The sequence below is a fragment of the Micromonospora okii genome, assembly GCF_020884795.1.
In the GTDB taxonomy this organism is placed as follows: domain Bacteria; phylum Actinomycetota; class Actinomycetes; order Mycobacteriales; family Micromonosporaceae; genus Micromonospora; species Micromonospora okii.
This window is the reverse complement of the sequence record NZ_BBZF01000014.1, coordinates 414515-426475: the sequence shown is the minus strand read 5'-3', so window position 1 is coordinate 426475 and position 11961 is coordinate 414515. Positions and strand designations below refer to the sequence as shown.

The 11961-nt window shown below is 77.2% G+C and carries 5 protein-coding genes; 4 read left to right on the top strand and 1 reads right to left on the bottom strand.

Going from position 1 to position 11961, the window contains the following annotated elements; translation table 11 throughout:
- Positions 1-102: 102 nt before the first annotated feature.
- The 4 genes from LPU43_RS08505 to purE all read left to right on the top strand — a co-directional run bounded on the left by LPU43_RS08505 (position 103) and on the right by purE (position 6630).
- Positions 103-2634 (top strand): putative bifunctional diguanylate cyclase/phosphodiesterase, encoded by a 2532-nt coding sequence (locus LPU43_RS08505; RefSeq protein ID WP_229399701.1) that lies wholly within the window; start codon positions 103-105, stop codon positions 2632-2634.
- Positions 2635-2749: 115 nt separating this feature from the next.
- Entirely contained in the window at positions 2750-4843 is a 2094-nt protein-coding gene (locus LPU43_RS08500; RefSeq protein WP_229399700.1) for a thioredoxin domain-containing protein, read from the top strand.
- Between the two features lie 138 nt (positions 4844-4981).
- On the top strand, positions 4982-6142 hold the full coding sequence (locus tag LPU43_RS08495) for a 5-(carboxyamino)imidazole ribonucleotide synthase (protein ID WP_229399699.1): 1161 nt from the start codon (positions 4982-4984) through the stop codon (positions 6140-6142).
- Positions 6139-6630, top strand: a complete 492-nt coding sequence (gene purE / locus LPU43_RS08490; protein ID WP_229399698.1) for a 5-(carboxyamino)imidazole ribonucleotide mutase — start codon at positions 6139-6141, stop codon at positions 6628-6630. The genes LPU43_RS08495 and purE overlap by 4 nt, the downstream gene beginning before the upstream one ends.
- Before the next feature lie 111 nt (positions 6631-6741).
- Here the strand turns inward: purE and LPU43_RS08485 are convergent, their stop codons facing one another.
- On the bottom strand, positions 6742-11703 hold the full coding sequence (locus LPU43_RS08485; RefSeq protein ID WP_229399697.1) for an SCO7613 C-terminal domain-containing membrane protein: 4962 nt from the start codon (positions 11701-11703) through the stop codon (positions 6742-6744).
- Positions 11704-11961 lie beyond the last annotated feature (258 nt).

Sequence of the window (11961 nt, the reverse complement as noted above, 5' to 3'; positions counted from 1 at the left end):
GCCAGATTGCCCTTCGAGCCGCGCGCGGGAGGGGGCGCCGATGACCGGGTCAGCGAGGGCTGCCCGCCGTGCCGGGCTTCGACCGGCGGACGGGGGAGGCCGATGACCTCCGGCCGGGCCGGCGGTCCGCTCGACCGGCTCGGCGTGCGCGGCACCCCGTACCGGGTGGTCCTGCTGACCGCCGCCGTGGCGCTGGTCGCGCTGGTGGCCGCCGCGGTCGGCCTGATCCTGCCCACCCACCTGCCGCCCGACGACCCGCTCCCGGCGCCCGCCCGGTTCGGCCTCGGCGCCGCCGTCGTCGCGGTCGCGCAGCTCGCCCGGCTGCGGTTCCGCACCGCCAGCGGCATGGTCAGCATCACCTGGGGCGAGGCCGCGCTCGTCGTCTGCCTCCACCTGGTCCCCGCCGGCTGGCTCCCCGCGGCCACGCTGCTCGGCGCCGGCGCGGCGTGGGTGGTGCTCTCCCTGGCCGCCGACCACCGATCGCCGCTGGAGACCGTCCGCATCGCGGCCTCGCTGACCGTCGCCACGGCCCTGGCCGCGACGGTCGCCACCGCCCTCGGCGCGCCGCTGCTCGCGCCCCTCACCCCGGAACTCGCCCTGGCCCTGGCGGCGGGCTCGGTGGCGTACCTGCTCGCCACCGCCTGGCTCGGCGGGGCCGGCGTGGCGCTGCGGCACGGCGTGTCGATCGGCCCGCCGGCCGCCGCCGCGCTCCGCAGCAAGCCGCTCATGTTCATCGGGAACGTGGCCGTCGGCCTGTCGGTGGTGGCGCTGCTGGAGGTCGACGCCCGCTGGCTGCTGCTGTTCCCGCCCGGGCTCTGGCTGCTCCAGCAGACCTACCGGCACCAGCTCCGCGCCGACCAGGAACAGCGCACCTGGCGGACGTTCGCCGAGACGACCGCCACGCTCAACCGGCTCGACGAGCGCGGCGTCGCCACCGCCGCCGTCACCGGCGCGCTGACCCTCTTCGGCGCCGAACTGGTCGACGTGGACGTGGCCCGGGGCGACGGCCGCTGGCGGCGCTACCGGGGCGAGCGCGGCGGCCAGGTGGTCGACCAGGAGATCGACCCGCCCGCCCGGGCCGTCTCCGACCGGCACGTACTGGTCCGCCCGCTCTCCGTCGACGCGAACCGGGTCGGCGTGCTGCGGGTCCGCTTTCCCCGCTCGGCGCCGCCCAGCGCCTGGGAGCAGGACGCCGTCGCCGCGTTCTCCGACGCCCTCGCCGCCGCCCTGCACGACGGCGCCACCCACCGCGAGCTGCGGCTGGTCACCGCCCGGTCGTCGTACGACGCGGTCCACGACCCGCTCACCGGCCTGCTCAACCGGGCTGCCCTGCTCGGCAGGGGCGACCAGGCGCTGCGGCAGCGCCCCCACGACCACCCGGTGGCCCTCCTGCTGCTCGACCTCGACCAGTTCAAGGAGGTCAACGACACCCTCGGCCACGCGGCCGGCGACGAGCTCCTGCGGCTCGCCGCCAACCGGCTCGGCCCGCTGACCCGCTGCGGCGACCTGCTGGGCCGGCTCGGCGGCGACGAGTTCGCCCTGCTGCTGACGTCGGTCCCGGTCCTCGGCGGCCGGACCGCCCCGATGGCGTACGCGCTGCGCCAGGCCCGGGAGATCGCCGAGCGGCTGGCCGCCCCCACCGAGGTGGCCGGCGTGCGGATGTCCGTCGAGGTCTCCGTCGGGGTGGTGGTCGCCGACGCCGGCACCGCCGACCTGACCGAGCTGCTGCGCCGGGCCGACATCGCCATGTACCAGGCCAAGGAGGGCGGCGGCAACGTCGCCGCGTACGACAGCTCCCGGGACGCCGCGAGCACCGACCACCTCGCGCTGCTCGCGGAGCTGCGCGAGGCCCTCGCCGCCGACGACCAGCTCGTGCTGGCCCTCCAGCCGGCGGTGGACCTGGCCACCGGCGCGCCGACCGGGGTGGAGGCGCTGATCCGCTGGCGGCACCCACGCCGGGGCTGGCTCGGCCCGAACGACTTCATCCGGCCGGTGGAGCACAGCGAGCAGCTCGGCACGTTCACCCGGTACGTGCTGGACAAGGCCCTCGCGGTGGCCGCCGACTGGGCCCGGCAGGGGCTGGACGTGCCGATCTCGGTCAACCTCTCGGCCCGCAGCCTGCTCGACCCCGGGCTGCCCGCCGAGATCGGCGACGCGCTGCGCCGCCACCAGGTGCCGCCGCACCGGCTGGTGCTGGAGATCACCGAGACCGTGGTGATGAGCGAGCTGGAGGTCATCGACGACGTGCTCGCCGCGCTGCGGGGGATGGGCGTGCAGCTCGCCGTGGACGACTTCGGCACCGGCTTCTCGTCGCTGGCGTTCGTGACCCGGATCGCCGTGGACGAGCTGAAGGTGGACCGCTCGTTCGTGATCCGGATGGCCGACTCGCCGGAGGCGGCGGCGATCGTCCGGGCGACCGTGCGGCTCGCGCACGAGCTGGGCCTGCGGGTGGTGGCCGAGGGCGTGGAGACCGCCGAGCAGCGGCTCGCGCTGGCCGAGCTGGGGTGCACGGCGGCCCAGGGGTACCACTTCTTCAAGCCGATGCCGGCGGACAAGATCGGCGCGGTGCTCGGGACGCTGCTCGACACCGCCCGGCCGAACGTCCTCCCGCTGCGCGCCGACGGCGCCTCCTGACGCGTCCGGCCGCTCCGGTGACCGCCCTCGGGGCATGGGAATCGATGGATTCGGGCGGGGGAGGAGCTCCGGGGGACGCCGGGTGGGAGCGGCCCGGACTGGATATGGTCGACCGGTGAACCGACTCGCGAGCGCCACCAGCCCGTACCTGCTCCAGCACGCCGACAACCCGGTGGACTGGTGGCCCTGGTGCGACGAGGCGTTCGCCGAGGCGAAGCGGCGCGACGTGCCGGTGCTCGTCTCGATCGGGTACGCGGCCTGCCACTGGTGCCACGTCATGGCCCACGAGTCCTTCGAGGACGCGGGCGTCGGAAAGCTGGTCAACGAGGGCTTCGTGGCGATCAAGGTGGACCGCGAGGAGCGGCCCGACGTCGACGCCGTCTACATGACCGCCACCCAGGCCATGACCGGGCAGGGCGGCTGGCCCATGACGGTCTTCGCCACCCCGGACGGCACCCCGTTCTTCTGCGGCACGTACTTTCCGAAGCCCAACTTCGTGCGGCTGCTGGAGTCCGTCGGCACCGCCTGGCGGGAGCAGCGCGACGCGGTGCTGCGGCAGGGCTCCGCCGTGGTCGAGGCGATCGGCGGGGCGCAGGCCGTCGGCGGGCCCACCGCCCCGCTCACCGCCGAGCTGCTCGACTCCGCCGCCGCCCAGCTCGCCCGGGAGTACGACGCGACGAACGGCGGCTTCGGCGGGGCCCCGAAGTTCCCGCCGCACATGAACCTGCTCTTCCTGCTGCGCCACCACCAGCGCACCGGCTCCGCCGAGAGCCTGGAGATCGCCCGGCACACCGCCGAGGCGATGGCCCGGGGCGGGCTCCACGACCAGCTCGCCGGCGGCTTCGCCCGCTACTCGGTGGACGAGCACTGGACCGTGCCGCACTTCGAGAAGATGCTCTACGACAACGCCCTGCTGCTGCGCCTCTACACCCAGCTCTGGCGGCTCACCGGCGACCCGCTCGCCCGCCGGGTCGCCCGCGACACCGCCCGCTTCCTCGCCGACGAGCTGCACCGGCCCGGCGAGGGCTTCGCCTCCGCGCTCGACGCCGACACCGAGGGCGTCGAGGGGCTCACCTACGCCTGGACCCCGGCCCAGCTCGTCGAGGTGCTGGGCGAGTCCGACGGGCGCTGGGCCGCCGACCTCTTCGCCGTCACCGAGTCGGGCACCTTCGCCCCTCATTCCGCCTCCGCGCCGCAAGGCGGCGCTCCGGACGGAAGGAGGGGCGTCGAGCACGGCACGAGCGTGCTGCGGCTGGCCCGCGACGTCGACGACGCCGACCCGGAGGTGCGCGGCCGGTGGCAGGACGTCGTCCGGCGGCTGCTGGCCGCCCGGGACGCCCGCCCCCAGCCGGCCCGCGACGACAAGGTGGTGGCCGCCTGGAACGGCCTGGCGATCACCGCGCTCGCCGAGTTCGTCCGCCTCGTCGAGGCGCGGGGGCTCGGCGAGGACGAGGCCGACGCCAACCTGCTGGAGGGCGTCACCATCGTCGCCGACGGCACCCTGCGGGAGGCCGCCGAGCACCTGGCCCGGGTCCACCTGGTCGACGGCCGGCTGCGCCGCGTCTCCCGGGACGGGGTGGTCGGCGAGCCGGCCGGCGTGCTGGAGGACTACGGCTGCGTGGCCGAGGCGTTCTGCGCCATGCACCAGCTCACCGGCGAGGGGCGCTGGCTGGAGCTGGCCGGCGGGCTCCTCGACACCGCCCTGGCCCGGTTCGCCGCCCCCGGCGGCGGCTTCTACGACACCGCCGACGACGCCGAGCGCCTCGTCGCCCGCCCGGCCGACCCGACCGACAACGCCACCCCGTCGGGGCGGTCGGCGATCGTCGCCGCGCTCGTGACGTACGCGGCGCTGACCGGCGAGACCCGGTACCGGGAGGCCGCCGAGTCCACCCTCGCCACCGTCGCGCCGATCGTCGCCCGGCACGCCCGGTTCACCGGGTACGCGGCCACCGTCGGCGAGGCGCTGCTCTCCGGGCCGTACGAGATCGCCGTGGTGACCGACGACCCGGCCGGCGACCCGCTCGTCGCGGCGGCGTACCGGCACGCCCCGCCCGGCGCGGTGCTGGTCGCCGGCCGACCCGACCAGCCCGGCGTGCCGCTGCTCGCCGACCGCCCGCTGGTCGACGGCCGGCCCACCGCGTACGTCTGCCGGGGCTTCGTCTGCCAGCGCCCGGTCACGACGGTCGAAGACCTGCTCGCCCAGTTGTAAGGAAGGGCCCCTTGTTAACGCCTGCGGTAGAGAAGGGTTCCCCTCTCACCCCGCCTGGGGCGGCGGGGCCGCCTCGCCCGGGCGGTGCCCACCTCGGCCCCGGGCCCGAGGTGGGCCGCCGCTAGGCTGGTGGGCGAGATGGATACCCGAACCGGTCTGCCTGTTGTCGGCATGGTGGGGGGCGGCCAACTGGCCCGCATGACCCACCAGGCCGCGATCGCCCTCGGTCAGTCGCTGCGCGTGCTCGCGCAGGCCCCGGACGACGGCGCGGCCCTGGTCGCCGCCGACGTCCAGTACGGCGACCACACCGACCTCGCCGCCCTGCGCACCTTCGCCAAGAACTGCGACGTGGTCACCTTCGACCACGAGCACGTGCCGACGGAGCACATCCGCGCCCTCGCCGCCGAGGGGGTGAAGCTTTTCCCGCCGGCCGACGCGCTGCTGCACGCCCAGGACAAGCGGGTCATGCGGGAGCGACTCGGCGAGCTGGGCGCGCCGATCCCGGCGTGGCGGCCCGTCGCCGACCCCGCCGACCTGGTCGCCTTCGGCGACGAGCGGGGCTGGCCTGTGGTGCTCAAGGCGGCCCGGGGCGGGTACGACGGCCGGGGCGTCTGGATGGTCTCCGACGCGGCGCAGGCCAGCGAGTTGGCCGCCACCCTGCTGGCCGGCGGGACCACGCTGATCGTCGAGGAGCGGGTGGCGCTGCGCCGGGAGCTGGCCGTGCAGGTGGCGCGCTCGCCGTTCGGGCAGGTCGCCGCGTACCCGGTGGTGGAGACCGTGCAGGTCGACGGCATCTGCGTCGAGGTGCTCGCCCCGGCCCCCGACCTGCCCGAGGAGCGGGCGGTCGCCGCTCAGCAGCTCGCCATCGACCTGGCCACCGCGCTCGGCGTGGTCGGCCTGCTCGCCGTGGAGCTCTTCGAGACCCCGGCCGGGCTCGTGGTCAACGAGCTGGCGATGCGCCCCCACAACTCGGGGCACTGGACCATCGAGGGGGCCCGGACCTCGCAGTTCGAGCAGCACCTACGGGCCGTCCTCGACTACCCGATGGGGGACACCTCGCTGGCCGCCCCCGTGGTGGTCATGGCGAACGTGCTCGGCGGGGAGCCGGGCGGCATGTCCATCGACGAGCGGCTGCACCACCTCTTCGCCGCCGAGCCGGGCGCCAAGGTCCACCTGTACGGCAAGCAGGTGCGCCCCGGCCGCAAGATCGGGCACGTCACGGTGCTCGGCGACGACCTGGACGACGTACGGAAGCGGGCCGCGCGGGCCGCCCGCTGGCTCCGGGAGGGGACCCCATGAGTACGGTCGGGCTGATCATGGGCAGCGACTCGGACTGGCCGACGATGCGGGCGGCCGGCGAGGCGCTGGACGAGTTCGGCGTCGCCTACGAGGTCGGCGTCGTCTCGGCGCACCGCACCCCCGGCAAGATGATCGAGTACGGCCGCACCGCCGCCGACCGGGGGCTCAAGGTGATCATCGCCGGGGCCGGAGGGGCCGCCCACCTGCCGGGCATGGTCGCCTCGGTCACCCCGCTGCCGGTGATCGGCGTGCCGGTGCCGCTGAAGCACCTCGACGGGATGGACTCCCTGCTCTCCATCGTGCAGATGCCGGCCGGCGTGCCGGTGGCGACCGTGTCGATCGGCAACGCCCGCAACGCCGGGCTGCTGGCCGTCCGCATCCTGGCCGCCGCCGACGCCGACCTGCGGGCGCGCATGGTCGCGTACCAGGAGGGCCTGGAGAAGCTGGTCGCCGAGAAGGAAGCCGCCCTGCACGCCTCCCTCGGCTGAGCCGCCCCGCCGGGGTGGGCGCCGCCGGAGCCCGCCCGCCGGGTTCCGGGTGGTTAACAGGGGGCCCCTGCTCTACCGGAAGCGTTAACAAGGGGCCCTTCCTTGCACCTGTCAGCGCATGCCGCGCAGGGCGGTCTGGAGGCGTTCCTGGGCGCGGCGGCGGCGTTCGTTGCTCGCCCCGAGGACCAGCAGCACCAGCCCGACGGGGATCAGCACCAGCCACGGACCGAGGCTGAACAGCGCGTGCACCGCCGTGACGGCGGTCACCACTGCACCGACGATCACCGGGGCCTGCTGCTGGCTGGTCGTGCCGAAGATCAGCACCGCCACCGCGCCGAGCAGCAGCAGCACCTGGCGCAGCGTGCTGGAGTCGGTGGCCAGCACGATCGCCAGGGTGGGCACGAACGCGGCGACGAGCGCCGGCCCGTACGCCACCCAGCTCGACAGGTCCGCCCGCTGCCGCAGCTCCAGCACCCCCACGAGCAGGGCCAGCGCCGCGAACGGCAGCGTGTACGCCTCGGGCAGCGCCACGTCGGCGACCCGCATCAGGATCCACCAGGCGACGATCTCGCAGAACACCACCGCCCAGAACAGGATGCGCCGCTCCACCGGCCGGCGGTTCGGCCGGGTGGCCGCCACCCCGAGCACCGCGCCCCAGGCGGCCAGCAGCGCGGCGATGTGCCGGGGCGAGTCGAAGGCCAGCGCCAGGGCGATCAGGGCGGCGGCGTACCCGCTCCACTCCACGGTGGCCGCCTCCCGCTGCGCCTCGGGACGGCGCAGCCGGGGCAGGGTCGCGGCGAACACCTGGAGGGCCGCCCCGACGGCCAGCACCCCGAACGCGGCCCAGACGGCCGCGAGCCCGGCCACTAGGCTCGCCACGAGGACGAAGAGCTGCGCCGACAGCGACGCGAACAACCAGCCCAGGATGCGGGCCCGCTGGGTGACGCCGTACAGGGCGGCGACGGCACCGACGCCCACGGCGCCGCCCAGGGTGAACAGGGTCAGCTCCCGGGTGGCCAGGCCGCCGAGCAGCCCCGCCCCGCCTCCGGCGAGCCCGATGACGAAGACCACCACCCGGGCGGCCCGCAGCGAGCGGGCCTGCTCCGCCAGCGGAGGGGGCGGCGTGAGCGCCAGCCCCAGCATCGCGACGGTGAAGACCGACAGGGCGGCGAGCACACTCTCCGGCCAGCCCCGGCCGAGGGCGATGGGGGCGATCAGCAGCGTCACCGCCACGCCGGGGAGCACCACCGGCACGGCCCGGGACCGCCGGCCGCCGCTGAGCCCGACCGCGGCCAGCGCCGCCGTCACGGTGAGCAGCAGCGCGGTCAGCACGTGCGTCGGGTCGACCGCGTCGGCCGACGGCGTGACCAGCTCCGGCGGCGGCCCCTGCCAGACCCGGCCCAGCGAGCGGTACGGCTCGACCAGCGCCGCCTCCAGCGCGGGGGCGAGCGACGCCACGGCCAGCAGCGTCGGCAGCGCGGCGGCGGCCAGCGCCCCGATCCCCGGGCTGACCCGCCAGCGCACCTCCGTCCCGTCGTCGTCGGGCGCCCGGCGCAGCGCGCCGTCCAGCAGCACCGTCCAGCGCCGGACGGGCCGGGCCGAGCCGGCGGGCGGCACGGTGGCGGCGCGGACCATCTCGGCGAGCACCCCGAGCAGGGCGCCGGCGGCGGCGTACACCCCGAAGGGCAGGCCGCAGACGATGGCGGCCACCGCGCTGATCGTCGCGCCGCCCACCACGGCCGCGCTGGCGTAGGGGAGGTACTGCGGAGCCTGCCGGCGGGCTGCGGCCATCGCCGCCAGACCCAGGCTGGAGGCCGCCAGCGCGGCGGTCAGCACCACCTCGGGCGGGCGGCCGTACCCGGCGGCCAGGGCGGCCACCGCGCCGGGGAACGCGAGCAGCGCCCCGCCGACGGCGGCGCCGCCGATCTGCACCAGGTGCGGCGGCAGCCCGTCGGCCTCGACGTCGGAGACGAGCGGGGCCGCGAAGACCCGGGCCAGCACCGCCACGACGACGCCGATCAGCGCGATGCCGCCCAGCGCCAGCGCGGTCGTCCACGGCCGGACCAGGCCCGCGCCGGTCGCGTGCAGGGCGACCGCCCCGGCCACGACCGCCCGGGACAGCCCGGCGCGCGGGTCGACCGAGGCCGCAGCGGCCGTGCCGAAGGCCGTGGCGACCGCCAGGCCGACCAGCACCGGCGACCACCACGGCAGGTCGAAGGCGGCCGGCACGCCGATGGTGGCGAGGACGGCGGCGACGCCCGAGACGTCGTACTTCCACGGGGGCGGCAGCAGCACCCCGGCCGCGAGCCCGAGCAGGACCAGGGCGACCGGCCCCTGCCAGGTGGACCCGCCGGTCGGCGCGGCCGGCCAGCCGGAGAGGTCGCCGGCCCAGATCGGGCCGGGCGTGGCCAGCGCGCCCCAGCCCCCGCGCAGCGCGCTCCAGCCGGCGATCAGCCCGATCAGGACGCCGCCCACGGTGAGGCCCACGATCGGCCCGCGCCGCCACTCCTCGGGCATCGCCCGCGCCGCGACGGCGACCACCGCCACCAGGGCGGCGGCCACCACGAGCTGCCCGCCGGGGGTGAGCACGGCCGCGATCCGGACCAGGGTGGCGACCAGCGCCGTGGTGACGGCGGCGGCGGCCAGGTCGGAGCCGTCCAGCGTCACGTCCGAGCGTCGCCCCGCGTCGATCGACGGGGCCAGGAAGACCAGCGTGCCGGCCACGAACAGCAGCGCGCCGACCCAGGCGTCGGCGGCGGTGGCGCCGGGCGCGACGAACGCGGCGGCGGTCACCGTCACCGCGCCGAGCCCGGTCCCCAGCGCCAGCGGCGTCGGGATGCGCCGCTCGGAGACCTGCACGATGGCGGCGTACCCGAGGGTGACGCAGACGGCGAGGAAGCTCGCCGCCAGCACCGGCACGGTGGCCTCGCGCAGGCTCGCCGGGGTCGGCGTCGGGTCGGTCGGCACGGTCGCGGCGACGAACGCGGCGACCGCGCCCGGCAGCGCGAATGCCGCGCCGCCGGCCGCCCACGTGGAGACGACGTCGGCGGTCGCGGGGGTGATCCGGACCCGGGGCGCCACCGCGACCAGCCCGCCGGCCACGAAGATCGCCAGCAGCACGGCGGCGGTCAGCCCGGGCCGGGCCAGCCCCGCGCCCGCGCCGAAGAGGCCCACGACGGCGGCGGCGACCGCGTGTGCCGTGGCGGCCCGCCGCGTGGTCGCGGTGAGCCCGGCCGCGCCGATGCCGATCGCGGTCAGCACCATCGGCCACGGCGCCGCCGCCCAGCCCAGCCCGAACGACGCGGGGACGGCGAGCGCGGTCAGCGCGGCCCCGGCCACCGCGAACTCGCGGCGGATCTCCCGGGGCAGCGCCAGCACGGCGGCGACGGTGAGCAGGAAGGCGCTCGCGGCGAGCTGCCAGGCCGCCGGCCCCACGGCGGCGGCCAGCTCCGCGGCGTACCGGCCCAGCTCCGCGTCCCAGGCCGGGGTGGCCGCCCTGACGGGGGCCAGTCCCGCGCGCAGCGCCCCGCCGGCGACCACCAGGCCGCAGACCGTGAGCGCCGCGGCGGCGGCGAGCTGCGGCCCGCGCCGGGCCGTCTCCGGTACGGCCCGGACGGCCAGCCCGGTGAGGGTGATGACGGCGGCGATCAGCAGCAGCGACCGGCCGGGGAAGGCGACCGAGGCGACCCGGCCCAGCGCGCCGATCACCGCGAGGGTGAGGATGCCGGCGGCCACGTCCGGCAGCGGCGCCCGGCGCAGCGCCAGCGCCCCGACCAGCCCCACGAGCGCGGCCAGCACCAGGGCCGCGCCCGCGCCCGAGGCCGCCGGCACCGTGCCGGCGCGCAGCAGCGCGGTCAGCGCGTACGCCAGGGCCAGCGCCACCGCGACGCCGTGCAGCAGCCAGGTCAGCTCGCGCAGCGCCGGGACGGGGCGGGCCGGCGCGGCGGCCGGCGCGCGGCCGGTGGGGTCGAGGACCTCGCCGGCCTCCTCCGGCGCGCCCTCCGGCCGGCCGTCCCGGGCGGGCCCGGGGCCCTCCGTCGGCCCGTCGCTCCGTGGCGGGTCGGCGTCCCCGGTGGCGCGTCGGGGCGGCGGGGCCGGGGTGACCGGCAGGTCCCGCCGCACCGGCCGCTCCACCGTCACCGGGGAGCGGGCCAGCCAGAGGTCGAGCACGGCGACCAGGGTCAGCACCAGCGCCCAGCCGGCCGGCCCGTCGACCCGCTCGTACGCCAGCAGCGGCAGCACCGGCTGCGCGGCCAGCACGGTGGCGAAGCGGGGCGCGCGCAGCCCCGTCCAGAGGGCGTAGCCGAAACCGACGGCGGCGGTGATCGCGAAGATCACGGCGGCGAAGACCGCCCCGGACGCGCCGCCGCCGATCCGGTCCACCGCCCAGAGGGCGTACCCGGCCAGCGGGACCAGCAGCAGGCCCACGGCGGCGACCGTCTCGCCGGTCGAGGTGAGCCCCCGCCGGGCCAGCACCGGCGGGGCGAGCAGGAGCAGCACCGTCGCGACGAGCAGGATGCCCAGCCGGGACAGGGCGTCCATCGAGCTGGTGGCCACCGCGGCGAAGACCACGGCGGCCACGGCGAGCAGCAGCGCCCCCAGCCCGAGCGGGATGTTCTGCACCTCCCGGGAGGACGCCTCGGGCGGGTGCTCCGGGTCGTCGGCGTCGAGCCAGCGGGCCGCCGAGGGCGGGGGCGGCGGGGGCGGCGGCGGGCCCTCCGGGCCGGGCGGGGCGGCGCCCTGCCGGGGCACGCGGGGCGGCGCGCCGGGGGCGGCGGTCGGCGGGCGGCGGTGGGGCTTGCGGCGCAGCACCCTCCGGGGGCGGGTGGCCTGCTTGATCCGCTCCTCACCGGCGTGCGTCAGGACGTCCCGCTGGAAGAGCGCCGCCTGCATCTTCGCGGCGATCTGCCGCTGCTCGGCGGCGATGGCCGCCTCGCGGGCCTTCATCTCCGCGATCGAGCGCTCGACCTCCGCGAGGTGCCCGGCCCACTGGGGTTGGTGCGCGCCGCAGTGCGGGCACTGGGCGGCGGGCTTGATCTCCCGGCCGCACGAGGAGCACTGAAAGGTCTGCACGACACCCCTCCACCCGGCTGGCCCGCACTGTGGACCGTCCCACTGTCGCAGCATGCCCTGCGCCGGCCCGGATTTCGACTCCTGTCGGCGGTTTGCCGGTGACGAAAAGACCACAGCCGGTCGATGTCACACCCGCAGTGCGAGGGAGGGGACCGTGAGCCGCGGGGAAAGGGGGGAGACGCGCGGCGGCGGCGGAGGGAGGGGCAGAGGCGGACGGCCGGCCGCGGAGGGGTCCGCAGCCGGCCGTCGAGGGTGTCG